The 18170-nt window shown below is 59.5% G+C and carries 20 protein-coding genes and 1 tRNA gene; 15 read left to right on the top strand and 6 right to left on the bottom strand.

The features are described from left to right. Positions 1-29 precede the first annotated feature (29 nt). From QCE79_RS09725 to QCE79_RS09690, 8 genes are read left to right on the top strand one after another with little or no spacing between them, the layout of a single operon-like run. The gene (locus tag QCE79_RS09725) at positions 30-2684 is read left to right on the top strand and encodes a hypothetical protein (protein ID WP_309843746.1); all 2655 of its coding nucleotides are present in this window, start codon (positions 30-32) and stop codon (positions 2682-2684) included. Positions 2685-2708: 24 nt separating this feature from the next. Continuing rightward, positions 2709-3044, top strand: coding sequence for a hypothetical protein (locus QCE79_RS09720; RefSeq protein WP_309843742.1), 336 nt, complete (start codon positions 2709-2711; stop codon positions 3042-3044). Then, the gene (locus tag QCE79_RS09715; RefSeq protein ID WP_309843739.1) at positions 2968-3570 is read left to right on the top strand and encodes a hypothetical protein; all 603 of its coding nucleotides are present in this window, start codon (positions 2968-2970) and stop codon (positions 3568-3570) included. The genes QCE79_RS09720 and QCE79_RS09715 overlap by 77 nt, the downstream gene beginning before the upstream one ends. A gap of 9 nt (positions 3571-3579) precedes the next feature. Beyond that, complete coding sequence (locus QCE79_RS09710) at positions 3580-3732, top strand: DUF3309 family protein (protein WP_309843736.1); 153 nt, start codon at positions 3580-3582, stop codon at positions 3730-3732. After that, on the top strand, positions 3729-4169 hold the full coding sequence (locus QCE79_RS09705) for a glycoside hydrolase family protein (RefSeq protein WP_309843733.1): 441 nt from the start codon (positions 3729-3731) through the stop codon (positions 4167-4169). Before QCE79_RS09710 ends, QCE79_RS09705 begins: the two co-directional genes overlap by 4 nt. Continuing rightward, a complete protein-coding gene (locus QCE79_RS09700; RefSeq protein WP_309843730.1) occupies positions 4166-4867 on the top strand; it encodes a hypothetical protein in 702 nt (233 codons plus the stop codon). Before QCE79_RS09705 ends, QCE79_RS09700 begins: the two co-directional genes overlap by 4 nt. 1 nt (position 4868) lies before the next feature. Then, a complete protein-coding gene (locus QCE79_RS09695; RefSeq protein WP_309843727.1) occupies positions 4869-5735 on the top strand; it encodes a hypothetical protein in 867 nt (288 codons plus the stop codon). A 52-nt stretch (positions 5736-5787) separates the two neighbouring features. Further along, a complete protein-coding gene (locus QCE79_RS09690) occupies positions 5788-6831 on the top strand; it encodes an acyltransferase (protein WP_309843724.1) in 1044 nt (347 codons plus the stop codon). 106 nt (positions 6832-6937) lie between these two features. Here the strand turns inward: QCE79_RS09690 and QCE79_RS09685 are convergent, their stop codons facing one another. Beyond that, positions 6938-8380 carry a DEAD/DEAH box helicase gene (locus QCE79_RS09685; RefSeq protein ID WP_309843722.1) on the bottom strand — a complete coding sequence of 481 codons (1443 nt, stop codon included), beginning with the start codon at positions 8378-8380 and terminating at the stop codon, positions 6938-6940. Continuing rightward, the gene (locus QCE79_RS09680; RefSeq protein ID WP_309843720.1) at positions 8377-8787 is read right to left on the bottom strand and encodes a dATP/dGTP diphosphohydrolase domain-containing protein; all 411 of its coding nucleotides are present in this window, start codon (positions 8785-8787) and stop codon (positions 8377-8379) included. The genes QCE79_RS09685 and QCE79_RS09680 overlap by 4 nt, the downstream gene beginning before the upstream one ends. A 267-nt stretch (positions 8788-9054) precedes the next feature. Between QCE79_RS09680 and QCE79_RS09675 the strand changes: the two genes are divergently transcribed. Both QCE79_RS09675 and QCE79_RS09670 read left to right on the top strand, forming a co-directional pair. Beyond that, positions 9055-9234 (top strand): hypothetical protein, encoded by a 180-nt coding sequence (locus QCE79_RS09675; RefSeq protein WP_250492611.1) that lies wholly within the window; start codon positions 9055-9057, stop codon positions 9232-9234. A gap of 290 nt (positions 9235-9524) precedes the next feature. After that, entirely contained in the window at positions 9525-9668 is a 144-nt protein-coding gene (locus tag QCE79_RS09670; RefSeq protein WP_250465239.1) for a hypothetical protein, read from the top strand. A 38-nt stretch (positions 9669-9706) separates the two neighbouring features. Here QCE79_RS09670 and QCE79_RS09665 read toward each other — a convergent pair whose 3' ends face one another. The 3 genes from QCE79_RS09665 to QCE79_RS09655 form a co-directional block, all read right to left on the bottom strand. Continuing rightward, positions 9707-10027, bottom strand: coding sequence for a hypothetical protein (locus tag QCE79_RS09665; protein WP_404989319.1), 321 nt, complete (start codon positions 10025-10027; stop codon positions 9707-9709). 28 nt (positions 10028-10055) lie between these two features. Continuing rightward, positions 10056-10742 carry a peptidoglycan DD-metalloendopeptidase family protein gene (locus QCE79_RS09660; RefSeq protein WP_309843713.1) on the bottom strand — a complete coding sequence of 229 codons (687 nt, stop codon included), beginning with the start codon at positions 10740-10742 and terminating at the stop codon, positions 10056-10058. A 113-nt stretch (positions 10743-10855) separates the two neighbouring features. Continuing rightward, positions 10856-11758 (bottom strand): aldose epimerase, encoded by a 903-nt coding sequence (locus QCE79_RS09655; protein WP_309843711.1) that lies wholly within the window; start codon positions 11756-11758, stop codon positions 10856-10858. Between the two features lie 564 nt (positions 11759-12322). On the opposite strand from QCE79_RS09655, the gene QCE79_RS09650 reads away from it, so the two are divergent. Together QCE79_RS09650 and QCE79_RS09645 are read left to right on the top strand one after the other, a co-directional pair. Beyond that, positions 12323-13153 carry an undecaprenyl-diphosphate phosphatase gene (locus tag QCE79_RS09650; RefSeq protein ID WP_309843708.1) on the top strand — a complete coding sequence of 277 codons (831 nt, stop codon included), beginning with the start codon at positions 12323-12325 and terminating at the stop codon, positions 13151-13153. A 109-nt stretch (positions 13154-13262) separates the two neighbouring features. Continuing rightward, positions 13263-13339: transfer RNA gene (locus tag QCE79_RS09645), tRNA-Arg, on the top strand. A 155-nt stretch (positions 13340-13494) separates the two neighbouring features. On the opposite strand, the gene QCE79_RS09640 is transcribed toward QCE79_RS09645, so the two are convergent. Next, positions 13495-14517: a serine protease gene (locus tag QCE79_RS09640; protein ID WP_309843706.1), complete on the bottom strand. Its 1023-nt coding sequence runs from the start codon at positions 14515-14517 to the stop codon at positions 13495-13497. Positions 14518-15387: 870 nt separating this feature from the next. Between QCE79_RS09640 and QCE79_RS09635 the strand changes: the two genes are divergently transcribed. The 3 genes from QCE79_RS09635 (at position 15388) to rpoD (ending at position 18105) form a co-directional block, all read left to right on the top strand. Beyond that, positions 15388-15669, top strand: coding sequence for a hypothetical protein (locus tag QCE79_RS09635; protein WP_244825717.1), 282 nt, complete (start codon positions 15388-15390; stop codon positions 15667-15669). Between the two features lie 119 nt (positions 15670-15788). After that, positions 15789-16004 carry a hypothetical protein gene (locus QCE79_RS09630; RefSeq protein WP_244825715.1) on the top strand — a complete coding sequence of 72 codons (216 nt, stop codon included), beginning with the start codon at positions 15789-15791 and terminating at the stop codon, positions 16002-16004. A gap of 103 nt (positions 16005-16107) precedes the next feature. Next, a complete protein-coding gene (gene rpoD, locus QCE79_RS09625; protein ID WP_309843702.1) occupies positions 16108-18105 on the top strand; it encodes an RNA polymerase sigma factor RpoD in 1998 nt (665 codons plus the stop codon). Positions 18106-18170 lie beyond the last annotated feature (65 nt).

Raw genomic sequence — 18170 nt, 5'->3', positions numbered from 1 at the left:
TTGCGGGCATTCAATAGGAGTGCCCGCGCATGACGGTTTCCAGTTCGAAGCGAAAAGCCGGCCCGTTCATCGGTAACGGTGCGACGACCGCTTTTCCGTTCGCCTTCAAGGTGTTCGATAAGACAGATATCGCGGTCGTGCGCGTCAATTCGAGCGGGGTATCGGCGCAGCTACTTCTCGACTCGGATTATTCCGTCGCGTTGAGCAGCGATCAGAACAACAACCCAGGTGGTTCGATCGTCTACCCGATCACTGGCACACCACTGCCGAGCGGCTTTACGCTGGTGATTCTCGGATCGTTACCTTACGATCAAACCGTCGATCTTACAAATAGCGGTGGCTTCTATCCGGAAGTCGTCGAAGATATGGTCGATCGCGTCGAGGTTCAGGTCCAGCAACTCGCCGAGCTGGCGTCGCGCGCCATTGTCGTCAATGAAAGTGAAGACACGCCGTCGGCGCTTCCGCCTGCAACGTCGCGCGGCAATACACTGCTCGGGTTCGATGCGCTCGGAAATGTTACCGCGCTGCCGATCACGGCAAGCGTCGGCGCCGGAAGCCTGACAGACGAGGTTTTCGTCGATGGCATCGACTACACATCGGGCTCGTCGACCAGCGTCACGCTTGGTAAAGCATATGGCGATAAGGCAAATCTCGGCGCTGTCGTCATGTCGGGCATTGTTCAAGATCCGGATTCGTACAGTCTGAGCGGCAAGACGCTGTCATTCAATACGCCAATCCCCGCCGGCATACCAAAGATCTGGCTTAAAGGCGGCACGACGCTTTCGGAGTTCATTCCACCGAATCAATCCGTCGCGGACCCGCAGTTATCGTGGGTCGGTTTGCTCGAACGGCAAGCGTTGAACATCGCCGAGCTGCAGTCTCTCAGTACCGTGCGCTATTCGCATGCCCACACGAGTGGGTACTACACGGCTGGCGATGGTGGCGGTGACGCGTTTTATGCAGTGGCCTCGGGCTCGGCATCCATCACGCCTGCCGTGCTCGGCGACATCGCGGCATCCGATGGCGGCGTGTGGCGGCGTGTGTTCAAGGGCCGCGTGAACAGCAAGCAGCTTGGTCTGTTCGGCGACGGCAACCAGAACGGCACGGCAGGCACCGATCAGACGACGCTGTTCCAATCGATTCTGAACAGCCTGCCCGCTTACACCACGCTCGAATTCCTTCCGGGCTACTACAACGTCAAGTCGATCGACTTTACCTCGGTCGTTGCGAACTGCACATTCATCTTCTACGACGCATGGATCAGCGGTATCTCGACTTCCGCCTTCGACGCGATCGTTCGGTTGAACGGATGCAACAACAACAAGTTCTATAACCTTCAGATCGTCAGCGACGGCGCTGCGCCGACTCCGGTGCATCAGCAAAACTACGGCTGCGCGCTCCAGTTCAAAGGCGATTCGAGCCTTGTGCCGGCGGTCAACACCTGTTTCAACTATTTCTATGGCGGCAGCATCCGCTATATCAAGGCGGGGATCAGTTACGGAAGCTTGCTTGGTCAGGCTGCGATGCCTGCTTCGCAGATGTCGGAGAACTGGTTTTTCGGTATTCAGTTCCGAGGCGTGCTACAGCCCGTCTACGGCAATGCCATCAACTCGTATTCGACATGGGTCGGCTGCAATTTTCTCGCGCAGCGCATGGAATCGAACGCATCGTGGTGGAACGATAGCCTGGGTTTTTGTGTGCGCAACGACTACAACGACATCGGCAACCACATGGTCATGATCGGTTGCGAGTATCAGCGCGGCATTCAAAACGGCACCTCAATCTTCGGCGCGAACATGACCATTCGCGACGCGATTTGGGAAGTCGGCTGTCAGGCAGTTCTCACGGGTGACAACCTGATCAGCGGCGACGCAGATGGCTTTTTCGGTCCGGCCGGACTTGCGCCGTTTGCGATTGCGACTGGATCGACGGGCACGCTTACGCTCGAAGACTTCAGACTTAGCCGCACATCTGGTGTTGCCGCCACCGACCGCGCGAAACTCGTTGATGCAACCGGCTCGATCAATTTTCGAGTCTTGATGCGCAAATGCCACATTCAGGAATTCTATTTCGAAGGCTTTGAAGGCGGCGCGACGTTTGTGCATGGATGCCAGGCTAAGTTCGAAGACGTGACGATCGACAACGCCACGACGACAAGTTGGTATCTCGACGACGGACGCGCGAACGCGATCAACAACGTAGACCGATCCGGAACTTCGATACCGACCAGTGGCACGACGAGCAGCTTCGGTGGGTGGGTCGTCACGGCAAATGCGCCCGCTGGCGCTTATCGTCAACTCACTGGCGACGGTCCGTTCGGACTAAACCAGTGCATTCAGGTTGTCACAACCAGCGACGGCTTGAATCTCGCAACCGACACCACGAACCGCTTCAAGGTGGAAGGCAATCGAGACTATCACTTCGCGGTGCCGCTCAAGTTCATGACGACTACGTCGACCGCCTACTTCACGCCGGTCATCGACTGGTACGACTACGGCGGAAACCTGATCTCGTCGCAGAACCTTGGGCGCATCGACCAAACGTACGCTGCTGCGACGGGCTTCAATTCATGGCAGATGTATCGCGCGCCCGCGAAAGCGCCGGTGAACGCCTACAGCGCCGCCGCTCGATTTATCTTCGGCGCGGGGGCGACGATCGGGTTTTGTCTGCCGTCGCTCAACTGAGCGCGGCTGAGATGGGGACGTTTGATGTCAATGCCTGAAAACCTGACCCAATACGGCGTCGCCGGAACAGGCGCCGTATTGGGGCTTCGTTGGTTGTATCAGGTATGGCGCGGCGGGCGCCGTGATTTTCAGGGCGATCAGTCCGAAGCGACCGCTATTAAAAACCTGAAGACTGAAGTCGCCCGGCTAACCGATCGCATCGACTCGCTCGAAAAGAAGATCGATGAACGCGACATCGAGATCGAAGACGAGCGCAAGCTGCGCCGCAACGCCGAAGACGAACTTGACCGCGAGCGCCGCAGAAGCGCGCAGCTCGAAGATCGCATTGCCGAATTGGAGAGCGACTGTGGCAAGCATTAATCACTGGTGGCAGCAAGTGAAGTTGCTCGTTGCCGTAGGGCTGCTCGTAGTTGTCGCCGGATTTGTCGGCGCCCAAGTGCAGCAGCGCTTGGATGCCGAAGAGCGCGCGAACCTTGTCGCGCGGTTTCCGATCGTCAAGGAGCAGGAGCGCGCCGCGTGTACGCGCGAGTTCACGGCAAAGATTGACGGGCTAGAGCGTGTCAACAAACAGGCAACCGATGACCTCGCAGCGATGAAGCAATCGGTCGGCGACACCAACCAGATCGTGGCTTACACGCTGCGCTGGCTCGGGGACCGCGCGAAGCTAAACGACGCTCGTCAAGCGGCCTTGATCAAGCAAGCCCGCGAAGCGGCCGTCGCGGCTAATGCCGCCGCACAGAAGACAGACGTCGTCGAACAGAAGGTGAATGTCGCGACCGCCAAAGCCGTCGAAGCAGCGAGCACAGCGAAGGCTGTCGACAAAAAACTTGAAACCGCAGTCCAACCGCCGCAACCCGCGCAACCGTGGATCGGCAATCGTAGATAGGGGGTTTGCATGTCAACCATTCTGATCATCGTTCTTATCCTGCTCCTGATCGGCGGTCTCCCCACGTGGGGGTATAGCTCGGCTTGGGGTTATGGGCCAAGCGGGCTGCTCGGCATCATCCTCGTAGTCGTCATTGTTCTCGCTTTGATGGGGCGGATATGAACGCGACGTATGACCGACAAGCGCTTGAAGCGGAACTCACGCGCGACGAGGACAACGTGCCGTATGCGTATCAGGACAGCTTGGGCTATCTGACGATCGGAATCGGCCATCTGATCGACAAACGCAAGGGCGGAAAACTGCGGCCAGAGGTAATCGATCTAATCTTCGAGCTCGACATTCAAGACGTCGAGGCGGATCTCGATCGCAATCTGACGTGGTGGCGAAACCTTTCGCCCGTGCGCCAACGCGTGCTTCTGAATATGTGCTTCAACATGGGGATCGGCACGCTGCTGACGTTTAAGAACACGCTCGTGGCGATGCAGAACGGATCGTACGCTGCCGCAGCGGCTGGCATGCTCGCATCGAGATGGGCGACGCAAGTCGGAGACCGCGCCGAGCGCCTGGCGGAAATGATGCGTTCGGGGGTGGCGCCATGAGTACGTGGGGTGATGTCGCATCGGCGGTATCGAAGTTCGCGCCGATCCTTGGTAATGCTGTTCCCGGCGTGGGCACGGTCGTCGGTGCTGGTGTGGGGCTCGCGGCATCCGTCATTGCGAAAGCGCTTGGCACTGATCCTTCGCCAGACAGCATCATGGCTGCGCTTGCGGCCGATCCGGATGCGATCGTGAAGCTGAAGCAGGCCGAGATGGATCACGAAAAAGATCTCGCCTCGATCGCCGCGCAACGTGAGCAGACGAATCTCGCTTATCAACAATCAGTCTACGTGGCAGAAGCGGCAGACCGCGACAGTGCGCGCCAGCTGGCAGCGAAGCAGCCGAGAGACTTCATGCGCCCGTTGCTCGCGCTCGCGGTCGTCTGCCTGACTGGATACATCGTCTATGTGGTGATGTCGGGGAAGGCCGGCGGCTGGAATGAGACGGTCATCGCTCTCGTATCAACCGTCATGGGCTACATCATTTCCGAGCTGAAGTCTGTGTACGGCTTTTATTTCGGTATGACGAAGGACGCGCAGGTTCAGAACGCTGCGATTACCTCATTCGCCACCGCGCCCGGCACCGTCACCGCGCCGGTTGACGACGCTGTCACTGTGCAGGCTCCGACAACATCGGGCCAAACCGTAACTGTTCAGCCTGGGCCGCAAGCTGGCGGCGCCGCAATGTTTCGAGGTTCCTAAAATGAAAAGACTTTTCGTCCTGGCGCTTGCCGCTTTCACATCCGTCGCCTTCGGTGCAACCACGATTCCGCCGTCACTAGTTAGCCCGGCGGGATCGACAGCAGGGCAGGCAATCATCTCGAACGGCCCAAGCATACCCCCTGCGTGGGGAACCGTTACGCTTGGCGGTGTATCCGGAACACTCGCCATTGCCAACGGCGGCACGGGCGCCACAAGCGCTGCTACGGCGCTGTCCAATCTCGGTGCTGCGCCGCTAGCCAGTCCGACCTTCACGGGCACGCCTGCAGCCCCCACGCCTGGTGTCGTGGCCAACAGCACCACGCTTGCGACAACGGCATGGGTTCGGCTGCTGCTCGCCTCACCACCGTCATGGGGCAACACGACGGCCGCGCCGATATTCGCCACGACGCTCTCGGCAACCGGCTTGATTACGCCCAGCTCGACTGCCGGCATCAAGGGCACCACGACGAACGACAGCGCGCAGGCGGGCAGCATCGGGGAATTCCCGACGCCCACGAATCTCAGCGCGGTTTCTCTGACTTCTGGAACCGCGGCGAATGTCAGCTCAGCGTCGCTGACGGCTGGTGACTACGATGTCGAGTGCACAGCCAACTTTGTTCCAGCAGCAACTACGACGTTCGGAAATATAGAGATCGGGGTCAGCACGACTTCGGCAACGCAGCCTGGTCTAGGCGGATATCAGCTGATTCAGGCTCCGCTCAATACAGGCGTTCGGCAAACCATCAAGTCTGGAGCCGTTCGGATACTGCTCGCATCGACGACCACCGTCTATTGCGTTGCAACTTCGGTTTTTGGAGCCAGCACAATGACAGCGGACGGTTTCATGCGGGTTCGCAGGGTGAGGTAAGTCGTTGAAAGGAATATAATCCGGCCCATTCCAAGAAATTACAGAGGGCCGAATGAAAGGCGCGGGACACAGTAACAATTTCGATTTCATACGCGTAGTCGCAGCATCGCTGGTTATTTTCTCCCATCAATACGGATTAATGGGTCTAGGTGAACCCGCTGTCTTCGGCGGGTTTAGCTATGGTGGTCTTGGAGTTCTGATTTTCTTTTCGATCAGCGGTTATCTTGTCTCGCAGAGTTGGGACCGTGACCCGCATGTCCCGCGCTTTGCTCTTAAGCGTATCCTGCGCATTTTCCCCGGCCTGATTTGTGTGGCGCTTCTAATGACTTTCATCATGGGACCGCGCGCGACAACCCTCTCGCACACCGAATATTTCCAGTCGCCTGAAACGTGGGATTTTCTGTTCGGCACGGCGACGCTTTGGAACCTAACAGACAAGCTCCCGGGCGTATTCGTGGGTCTCCACCATCCGACCGTCAATAGTTCGCTCTGGACAGTCCCGCTCGAACTGAAGTGGTACGGGTTCCTTGCGGTGCTCGGGCTGTTCGGCTCGCTGCGCCATCGCTACGTGCTGCCGGTGACGCTGCTCGTACTGGCGCTTTGCCGCTTCGTTTTGCCAATTGAGGCGGCGCGTCACCCGTTGATGGACTTCGGGCTGTGCTTTATGTTCGGCGCGACTATGCACGTATGCCGTGCCGATATTGAACGTTATCGTTCGATCGTCGGGCCGGTTCTCGGCTGCGCTGCCGTAGGCTTCTGGCTGCTGCGCAACGAATATTTTGCGCTTGTGATCGCGCTGCCGTATGTTGTCGTGACGTTCGGCAACATGTCGACGCCTTTCGTTCGTCGCTTCGGGCGCTTCGGCGATCTGTCGTACGGCCTCTATATCTACGCCTTTCCGATTCAGCAATTGATCATTCTGCACTGGAACAACTCGAAGCCGGTTTGGTTCAACCTGATGCTGTCGTTCGTCGCGATCTCGGTGATGGCGTTTCTGTCTTGGCATCTGGTCGAAAATCCGGCCATGTCGCTGAAGCGGTTCCTAGGCAAACGCCGCTCCACGGCGATGGGATCGGCCGCGGCGAAGAGCGTCTGACCGTGTGGGGCGTCGCGCTCGTCGTCGGGGTATTCGGTGCAGCGGGGCTGTTTGCATTCGTCGCCCATCTCGACGCGCGATCCGCGCGCCGCAAGCGCCGCCGCAACTAGCGCAACCCCTTGCGTCGCATCGAGTCCAGCAAGATATCCTGAACCTCGCGCTTCGTCTCGCGCCGAACCATCACGTCTTCGTCGATCGTGTCGCGCGCAACGATGTGATAGATGAACATTGGCCGGTTATAGCCGGCCTGAAGCTGACGCGTCGGACCAATCCGCTCGATGATCTGCTGGTACTCTTCCAAATTCCACCAGTGACCGAAGACGGCGAGAATGTTGCCGCCGTCCTGCAGGTTCAGCCCATGACCAGCCGATGCAGGATGCGCGAAGAGAACGGGGATTTTGCCGGCGTTCCAATCTTTGATGGTCTGCGGGTTCGAGTCCAGCTGCCGACCTTTAGGGAACGCCCGTGCGAGACGCGCGAGATCCGACTTGAAATGGTAGGCAACCAGCACCGGCATTCCGGCCGCTTCCTCGATAACGTCTTCGAGCGCCTTGATCTTTTCGTCGTGCACATCCTTCCAGTTGCCGGCGTCGTCCACGTATGCCGCGCCATTCGCGAGCTGCAAGCACTTCATCGTGCGGCTTGCGGCGTTCATCGCTTCGACCTCGTGCTCGCCGATCTCCATGAACATCTTGCGTTCCATGTCCTGATACAGCCGCCGCGCCTTTGACGGCAGATCGACGATGATATTGCGCACGATCGGTTTTTTCAGGTCGAACCAATCGGCGGCGTTCAACGACAGTGTGCAGTCGCGCAGCGCGGCTTGAATCTGCTCCTGCGCGAAGTCGAGCGGCTTCGTCTGGTGGTATCCCTGACCGCCAGGGACGGATTGAAACCAGCGCGATTCGAACGCCATGTAGCTGCGCCCGAGGCGCTGGCCGGCATCGACGAACCACTGCTGACCCCAAAGATCTTTCAGCCCGTTCGGCGATGGCGTGCCGGTGAGATTGATCCAGCGGTGCACTTTCGTGTGCGCGATCTCCGCGAGCGCCCGGCCGCGCACGCTGCCGCCGGACTTCTTCAGGAACTCGGTTCCTTTCTTGCTGCGCTGCTGCGAGATGCGCGTCGACTTCAGCTTCGTAGATTCGTCGGCGACGATCGTGCCGAACGGCCAGGGCCGTGGATGATGCTTGAACCAGTCGATCAGCCACGGCAGATTTTCGTAGTTGATCGTCATGATCGGCACATCTTTGCGCAGCGCCATTGCGCGCGCCGACGCATCACCGATAATCGGCACGACGTCAATGCTGCGAAGATGTTCCCATTTCTGGACTTCATCCGGCCAGGTGGATTGCGCGACGCGCAGCGGCGCAATCACGAGTGTCGGCTGCGACTCGACGCCGAAGTGATAGAGCGACTCTAGCGTTGTAAGCGTTCCGACAGTTTTGCCTAGCCCCATGCCGGCCCACGTGTTCGAGCGGTCGACCGCGTGCTGGTGCTCGATGATCAAGCCCTGATACAGGTGCGGGGTGAAGATGCGGCGGGTCATTTCGTGCGCAACAGAAGTTCAAGACGCGCGAGCGCGTTCCACGCTGCGTGCGCCGCGTGCAACAATCCGGTGTCTGCGTCGTGCGAACCATCGATGTTCTCGGCCAAGATGTGGCGCGCCAACGCGTCGCCGTAGCGTTCTGCGCCGTCCGGTACCGACTCCCATCCGTTCCAAGTATATTTGCGCGCACCAATCTCTGACACTTCGGCGACTGCCGTGAGCGCTCGGGGGAAATAGCCGAGTGCGCCGCGTAGGACCGGTGCCTTCCCAGCGTCGAGCTTGGCTCCAGCCTCGTGCGGGCTCCTACCGTGCGGGTCTGCTTCTGCGCGCTTCGGATACAAGCGCGTAGCCATATCTCTTTCGTATGCGATGCGCGGGTCGATCCCGCCATTGGCGTCTACGGTCACGATCTTTTCCTGTCTAATAACTGCGTTGCAATCGGGCGCAAAGCCTTATGGCTTCGTGCCTGTTTTATATGCAATTGATTAGACACCGCTGCGCGCTAGCCCTTCTACTGCAAGGCTTTCCCTGTCATTGGCCTCGGTGATTTGGGATCAGAGGGTCGAAGGTTCGAATCCTTTCGCTCCGACCACCATACACGAAGGGGTTACAAGTCACGGCTTGTAACCCCTTTGTCTTTTTGACGTCGGGTTTGACGTCTTCTTGGGGACTTCATGCTGCGTAACTTCGTGTCCGTTCTAGGTGCCGCCACGCTTGCACTCATGCTGGCTGCATGCACCGAACCCGCTAATCAAAAGCATCCGCCGCAAGACCCGCCCGACTATAAGGGCGTACCGACCGACGACACCCCGCCGTCGATGCTCATCGCGCCGACGTCGGCCGATCCAAAGTGAAAGAAGGCGAAGCGCCGACGCATCAGCGCCGGCGCTTCTAACCCGCACGGACTGTTCGCGCAGAGAGAAGCGCGGGCTGCAGATATTTTATGGAGGCTTGGCCTCGGCAACTGTGTGCGCTTGTTTCGGAGCGTAACCGCGTGCAAGTTTCAATACGCCGGCGCCCACACGTTTGCGCGGTAGGAACGACGCGTCGGTCATCCATACTGACCTTAACTTCTAACTGACATTTAAGCGAAACATTTGCCGCAAGGTTAATATCCGACGACTTAGTGCATTCTGGTTTCGCCATGAATCTGCTGTCGGTTTTCGCTATCGTTGCTCCGCTCGCGCTTGCATTCCTCTTTGCGTTTGCCGCGCGTATCGATCCATTGTCCGGCCGCTGGCGCAGGAAAACGCCAAAGCGCGATCGGACCAAGCCCGCGAGCGCGTGATGTTCCCTTGAGCGCTCATGCAGGCACGCATGCAAGCGTCACTGCTTGCAGCGGATCACCATCGAACGATTCTTGATGTTCGCGCCGAAGATACCCGCGACCGTGCCGCCGGAAGTCGCGCCGTTGTCATTGTCCTTCGACACCACGTCGTATCCATATGCACCGCACACTCCGCCCGCTTGCTTGTAGCAGGCCGCCCAGCTCGTGCTCGCATCGCCGCCGCTGCAGTTGATGGCGAAGCCCGTATCGCCGGATGGCAAGTAGGTCATGGTCGGGCCGTGGGCGCATCCGCCGAGCGCGCCGGTAAGCGCGAGAGCGGCAACGACTGCGCCCGGGTGGATTCTTTTCATCGAAATCATCGATCTTCCTCTTATGGTCCGTCTGCGTTCAACGCGACGGCAAGTAACGCGCCGGGTCCGTCGAGCGGCCCATGTAACGCACCTCGAAATGCAGCATGGTGCGGTCGCTGTCGGTATCGCCCATCTCGGCGATTTTCTGGCCCTGCTGCACGGTCTGGCCTTCCTTCACGAATAGCGTCCTGTTGTGCGCGTAGGCGGTGAGGTAGTCCTCGTTATGCTTGACGATCAACATGTTGCCGTAGCCGCGCAAGCCGTTGCCCGCATAGACGACGCTGCCCGTCGCCGCGGCCACGATCGGCGTTCCCGCTGAATTGGCAATGTCGATGCCCTTCGAGTTGCTGCCGTTGAAGTTGCGGATCACTTCGCCTTGTGCGGGCCAGACGAGCGTGATGCCCGGTCCGGGCTTTGTCGCCGGTGCGGTGTCCGCGCTCTTCGGTGTGCTCGTGCTCGCCACGTTCGATGAAGCCGTCGCCGAGCCTTCCGGCGGCACCACGCGCAGCACTTGTCCGACTTCGATTGCATCGGGATTCGACAAGCTGTTCCAGCGCTTGAGATTGGCGACGGTGGTGCGGTTGGCGCGCGCGATCTTCGTGACCGTATCGCCGCGCTCGACGCGATAGTAACCGGGCGCAACCGGACCGGAGCCACAAGCGGAAAGCGTCACGACCGCCGCGACGAGCGATGTAAAAACGAACTGGCGGATTCTTTTATGCAAACCTGACCTCGTAAGGCGCCGCCGCGCGACGGGCGTTTGAAATTTTGCGCGGCGGATCGAAGGCAGGATTTTACCGTTTCGGGTTTCCCCTGACAGAAAGCCGTTTGCAACGTTTAGTCGGCGCGCGTGACGACGAGCCTGAGCAGCGCGGTCTCTGTTTTGCCCGGCGCGAGCCAGCGCAGGCCAAGACCGTTATGGATGGCATCGGGCAAGCCGATCCACGGCTCGACGCAATAGAAGTCCGATGTATCCGCCTCGGTCCAGGTCGTGACGGCAAACCACGGCACCGAATCGGGCTGATGCAGCTCGAAACTCACGGTGCGCTTCAGGCCCGGCATGTTCAGGCGCACGGGCTGATCGGAAGGACCCGTGAAGCAATGAAAGCTGTCGATGATGCTCGCGTCGCCCAACGAGTAGCGCGGCGAGCCAGGCGTCGCCTCGCTGATCGCGCCGCCGGCCAACTGATGCCGGCGCTCGGTGCGCGGCAGCTCCACGCTGCTTTGTGCCCGTTGATCGTGCGGCAGATGGAAATAGAAGTGATGTCCGGCGTAATAGGGCAGCGCCACTTCGCCGGGATTCGATGTCGTGAGTTCGACTTCGAGAGTCGTGGCATCGACGAGCCGGTACGCTGCCTCGAAGCGGAATGCGAACGGATAGCCTGCGCGCGTGGCGTCGCTGTCGACGAGCGTCATGCGCAGGCCGTGACCGTCGGCATCGCGCGTACAGGAGAACGGCAGGTCGCGCGCGAAGCCGTGTGTCGAGAGCGTGTGGACGACGCCGTCCTGATCGCGCCACTTGTTGATTTCGCCGTCGACGAAATGCCGGCCGAGAAACGGAAACAGCAGCGGATTGCCGCCGCGAATCTTGGGCGGATTGCTCCAGTCGGGCGCATCGGGCCAGTGGATGACGGGCTCGCCGTTCACTCGCCACGTCATGAGGCGGCCGCCGGCGCTCGGCGCGAGCAGGATTTCGGCGCCATCGCGCTCGATATGAATCACGTCTGGTTGAGATGACATGGTGCGAAGACGCTCCGGTGAAATGATGATCGCGCTGAAAACGGGCCTTGAAACCCCGACGATTCTGCCTTGCTTTGTCCTACGGAGAAACCCTTTGCGGGAAATTGCGACTGCCGTCTCATCTGACGATGTGTTGTTATAGCAACCGAATGTTGGAAATCAGACGGACAGGGAGTCACCATGGATCTGGCGATGGCAATGGGCGTCGCGATGTTCGGCCTCTTCGGCGCGAGCACGGCAATTTTTCTTTATAAGCTGAAGGGCTGAGCAGCGCGCCGCCTGCTCGTCGAGTTCTTTCGGCTTGATTCGATATCGCTTTCTTATAAATTACTGATTGATTCGGTTTCGCTGACGTTTATCGATCGGTGACGCCTGTCGCACGCGTTTGTACGTTTTCCGCTTGGCGGTCCAACTACGGCTGTGCATAATCGGTCCCGACTTGCGCGCCGCACCATTTCCTCATCCCCTTCGATCTTCGTCTCGCCGCCTTCGGCCTTGCGCTTTGGAGCGAGGAAAGCACTCCGCGGCGCGTCTTCCTTCCTCTTTCATGAAAAGGACCGACGCGTGACTCTCTGGTTTCTTATTTTTCTGAGCGTGCTGCAGGGCGTGACCGAACTCTTTCCGGTCAGTAGCCTTGGACATACGCTGCTCGTTCCCGGCCTAATCGGCATGCATATCGACAAGCACGCGCCGCAACTGCTACCGTTTCTCGTCGCCTTGCATCTCGGCACCGCGCTCGCGCTGCTGTGGTACTTCCGCAAGCGCTGGGTCGCGCTGATCGGCGGCTGGTTCGCTTCGCTCGGCGGTCGCCGCAACGACGACGGTCACATGATGTGGGCGCTCATCATCGGCACCATTCCGACGGGCATCGTCGGGCTGTTGCTCGAAAAGCGGCTCGAAGCGCTGTTTCACGATCTGCGTATCGTGGCGGCGGCGTTGATCGTCAATGGCGTGTTGCTGTGGTTCGGCGACAAGCTGCAACGCGCCCGTGCAGCACGCGCGCCCGAAAAGCTCACGTTCAAGCAGGCGTTTCTGGTGGGTCTTGCGCAGATCGGCGCGCTGATTCCCGGTTTCTCGCGCAGCGGTCTCACGATCATCGCGGGTGTCGGCGCGGGCCTGACGGCTGAAGCGGCGGCGGAGTTTTCGTTTCTGCTTGGCACGCCGATCATCTTCGCGGCCGGCGTGCTCGAATTGCCGAAGCTCTTTCACGCGCCCGGTCAGCTTTTCGATGCGTTGCTCGGCGGCGTGCTGACGGGTATCGCGGCTTATCTGAGCGTGCGTTTCCTGATGCGTTATTTCGAAGGTCACGGCAAGCTGGCATCGTTCGGCGTGTATTGCGTGATCGTCGGCATCTTCTTCTTCGGATGGTTCATGATGCATCCGCAGCCGTTGTAATCAAGTCTGGCCGCGCCGCTTGCGGATTGAGGTAAAATCCTCGCTCTCTTGGGTGCGGCCGGTCTCGCTTGGCCTGCCACGCGCCCATGTCTCAAGTGGTTCCTCGTAACCGCCCTTAGCTCAGCTGGATAGAGCAACGGCCTTCTAAGCCGTAGGTCACACGTTCGAGTCGTGTAGGGCGGGCCAGAATCAGCGGTTGTTCCGAAGCGCGTTCAGGCGCATCTTTTTGCAAATCGTTCCGCCGTATTTTCGACGACCATTCGCTGTGTTCGTCGCACTCGCCAAGCGTGAATTTCGTCATCCGCGGCGAGCGGAATGATTACTTGGCGATCCGAATCGAGTCATGTCTTTTCGGCTGATTCCTTCGCCACGCGCGGATGATCGCTCGTCAGTGTCATCAGAATGTCCGAGTACCACGCGCTGTTGAGACCGAGGCTTTCATCGGCGTGGACATCTCTTGTTCCCATGTCGATGGTCGATGAATGAATGCCGAGCAACACCCACGGCAAGCTCGCGCCCGTGCTCGTGTTCGCCATCGACGGATTGCTCATGACCACAGGCGCGCCGCTCGTTCCGCGATGCGTGCGTGCATCCGTGATGAAGCATCCCTTGCCCTGAAAGCGCAGGCCGAATGCCGACGCGATAATGCCTTGCCGCACCACCGGCAAATGATGCAGCGAGTCGTGAAAACCAAGCGGGAAGCCGACGATCAGCACGGACGCGCCCGTTGGCATGACATCTTCGGGCGAGGGAAGATGCTCCGGCCCGAACGCCTCGAACACCGCCGTTACGGGCAACCGGTCGCGACGAATTTCCAGCACGGCGACGTCGATCGCGCCGCCGTCGTCCGACCCATCGCGCCAGAGACTCACGCTCTGTGCATACAACGGCAGGTTGAACCACGTCGATGCACCGAGGTTGTCGCGGTCTGTGTGCAGTTCGATTTCGATACGATCGGGAAAATGCTGGCTCGGTTTATCGGTGACGACGTGACGGCTCGTGACGAGAAACAGGCGCTGATCGCGAGCAAAGAAAAAGCCACTCGCATTCGTTAGATGACGCTCTTGCACGAACGTGCGGACCCGGGCCGCAGTAAGGAGCAGCGCTTCGGCCGCGGGCTTGAACGTGGCGGGCGTATCGGGTTGCTCGCGCGGAATCATTCTCCCGACGAGTTCAAGCAAAGCGTCACGCTGCGGCGCGGCTTCACCCGAAGACAAAAACGCATCCAGCGATAACTCGGATACGCGTCCTCCCGATGCGGCATTCGGCACATGTCGAACCACGGGCATTTTGTCCGCGCCGGTATGCAACAGCCATTTATCGCCGTTCGGGCTTACATAGAGTTCGATGGAGTCGGTGTTCATCAGAGTCGGGACGGCGTGATGTGATCGAATGGCGCTTTGCGTTTCTTGCCGCGCGTTTGCAAGCAAGCGTGAAGAAAACATCGGCGCCACGCATCAGCGATGTGAACTCGGGACAAGTCGAAATACCGCGTCGATATCATCAGTACTCCCCGATTATCGTGTCGACCGTTCAAGCCGAGAAAGAGAAGCGCATTCAAGGGGAGGGCAGAAAGCTGCAAAGGCGCGCGGGCAAAAAATAAATTCGAAGCGTGTCCAGCCGACGATACGCAGTCAATTCGGCAGGGTCAAGACATTTCGGGCGGCTGCTTCGCGGCTATTAGCCGGGGCAAAAAGTCGATAGCGGCTTGTCCCGCGCTTTCGGCGATGAGACAAGACGAGCCGCGCGTGATCGCTGCCGCACTACCCGGGCACACTCGAGTTGCCGCTGTGCTTGATCCGCAAACTCACGTCATACAAGTCTTTCGCAAACGAACGTCAGCGCCATATATATTTCGAAGCCGCGACACCGGAAGATGCGGAACATGACGCGCTTTCGGTCGGGTGAGTTCACGCGCTTTTTGGCGGGGTGCGTGATGCGGGTCGCGCGATGATAGACAGATAAAATCATTGAGGCCGGTACTGAAACTTTCGCTGTACAAAATCACTAAAGCGCGTAGGATGGGCTTGGCCGATTGAGTCGCGACTTTGTGTGAAAACCGCATACGTTGCTCTCACGGTGGGCCCTGACGGGATCGGCCTATTATCGGAGACCGTGCAATGCGGTCAGTCGTTGCGGTCAGTTGCATAGACGTCGCCGACATCGCGAACAGCGCCGATATTGCTCCACGCTCCATCATTGATATGCCGCCCACGGCGGCGCGAGGTCATCCCATGACAGTTGAATTCCGCCTATATCGCGGCCTTGAAATTTATCCGCTCGTCTTCTCGCATAGGCCCGCAGATTCCGGTCATGGTCATAACTACGACGAGGGATTCGACGCCGCCGTGCGCATTCAGGAACCGCAAGTCGAGACTGGCGTGGCGCGCAGTCGTGTTTTCAGGCTTAGCATGGACGAGCCTTTTCAAAGCGCGGGTGACGCGCGCCGCGCATCGACTGCTTATGCGGAACAGATGATCGATCAATGTCCGCAAGACAGAACGTTCTTCGACTGAATGATCGATCGAGCAGATCGGGAGACGTCGCGCCTGCATGATTTTTCCGCAAGCCTGAATGTGCTTTAGCTAAGAGCTGTGATGCCAGGGCGCCTCACGGCAATCAACCAGGAGACGCCATGGAGATTACGCGAGCCCGCTTTCGCATCGACCCGACACCGCGCAGGGCCGACGGAGAATATATGGCGCATGCGCGAATCATCACCACCAACGCGGACGGCAGCGAATCCGATGTCCTGTCGAGCGGCGATCTCGCCGGCTTCGACTCGCGTGACGATGCAGTCGCCTTCGCTAAAAAGTGGGCGCAAGACTGGCTCGACGCTCGCTTCGGCTAGTGTCCGCATCGGGTCTATCGAAACCCCGTGATTCCGTCTGCGCAGGCCTTCGTGCCTCTGGCTAACGTCTCACATCGCCAAGCATGCTTGCAGCGGAGAAAGAATGGCCAGTTTCAATCAGGAAGACGCGACGAAAGACCTGCCTGAAAATCCCATCAGGACGATGCGGAAAGCGCGCGCCTCACGCGTGCGCAAGGGCAAGCCGGCGCTTGCCGTCGTTTCGGCGGATGCCTACGCCGAAGCCGCACAAGACGACACGCGGCAGCGTGAAATACGCGCGCTCATCCAGATGGGCAAGGACCAGGGCTTCGTCACGCATGCGCAGATCAACGACCATCTTCCCGGCGACTTCGCGCAGAAAGCCGCGCGCGAAGCCATTGCTCGAACCTTCAACGACATGGGCGTCGCGGTCTTTGAACAGGCACCCGACACCGAAACCCTGCTTCTGAACGACGCGACCGCCGTCGCCATGCTCGAGGACCACTCCGACGAGGATGTCGAAGTCGCCTTGTCGACGGTGGATTCCGAGTTCGGCCGCACGACCGATCCCGTGCGCATGTATATGCGCGAGATGGGCGCGAAGCAATTGCTGACGCGCGCGGCGGAGATCGAGATTGCGCGGCGTATCGAAGACAGTCTTCACGAGATGATCCAGGCAATTGCAGCGTGCCCCGCGACCATCTCGCTGATTCTTGCCAGCGCGGCGCAGGTCGAGGCGGGCACGCTGTCTATCGATGAATTCGTCGATGGCATCGACGACAAGGACGATGCGGACGCAATGCCGTTCGCGCAGGCGCCCAATGCGCCCAATGCGCCCAATGAGTCCAGTGAGTCCAACGCACCGAGCGATGCCGACGAAGAAACCAGTCTCGAAGATTCCGACCGCGCCGAGCAGGAAAGGCTGAGTCGGCTCACGAGCGACAGCCTGGCCATCTTTGCACGTGTCGAAGAATCCTTCGACCGCATGACTGTCGATGCAATCCAAAGCCCGCTTGCAGATACGAGCATCCGCACCGAACTCGCGCGCATTCGCTTTACCAACCGGACCGTGGATCGTCTTTGCGCCGACATGCAGCAGCGAGTCGCGCAAGTTCGCATGGTCGAGCGGCGCATTTCGTCCATTGCGATCGATTATTGCGGCATGCCGCGCGAGCAATTCGTGGCGTCGTTTCCCGGTCATGAAACCGATCTCGAGTGGACCGCCAATACGGCTGCGGCAGCGAACTCGCATGAGTACGGCGCGTCGCTCTACCGCAGTCTTCCGGCCATCCAGACCGAGCAGCACAAGCTGATCGAGCTTGAATCGAGCGCCGCGATGCCGTTGCAAAGGCTCAAGCAAACCAGCCGTCAGATGCTCGCGGCCGAGTCGCGCATGAGACGCGCGAAGGCCGAGATGATCGAGGCCAATTTGCGCCTCGTCATTTCGATTGCCAAGAAATACGTGAACCGGGGCGTGCACTTTCTAGACCTGATTCAGGAAGGCAATATCGGTCTGATGAAAGCCGTCGACAAGTTCGAATATCGGCGTGGCTGGAAGTTTTCGACTTATGCGACGTGGTGGGTTCGGCAGTCGGTCACGCGCGCGCTCGCGGATCAGGCGCGCACCATTCGCGTTCCGGTGCACATGGTCGAAACCATCAACAGGCTCAATCGCATTTCACGCGAGATCATGCAGCAGACCGGACGGCCCGCGCAGCCTGCGGTGCTCGCCGAACGCATGGAGTTGCCGAAGGAGAGAATCAGCGGTATCCAGAAGATCGCGCTGCATCTCATCTCGCTGGAAACGCCTGCAAGCGATGACGCCGACGCCACGCTCGGCGACATGATCGAGGACACGAACGCGCAATCGCCGCTCGATGCCGCCGTGCACGCGGACATGCGCGCCGCCATCGACGACGCGCTCAACGCGCTTTCGCCACGCGAGGCGCGCGTGCTGCGCATGCGCTTTGGAATAGACACGGTATCCGAGTTCACGCTGGGCGAACTGGGCTCGCATCTGGGCGTATCGCGCGAGCGCGTTCGCCAGATAGAAAGCCAGGCCATACGTAAGCTGATGCATCCCCGCCGCGCCGACAAGCTGCGCTCGTTTCTTGACCTCTGAAACGTCAGGGACATGTGTCGAGGCAAAGCGATTGGTTCAAGCCCCGCCAGCGACGTCGTGACTCT

It is taken from the genome of Caballeronia sp. LZ003 (assembly GCF_031451465.1).
Lineage (GTDB): Bacteria > Pseudomonadota > Gammaproteobacteria > Burkholderiales > Burkholderiaceae > Caballeronia.
Note: the sequence above shows the minus strand (reverse complement) of the source record. Positions and strands in the feature narration are given on the sequence as shown.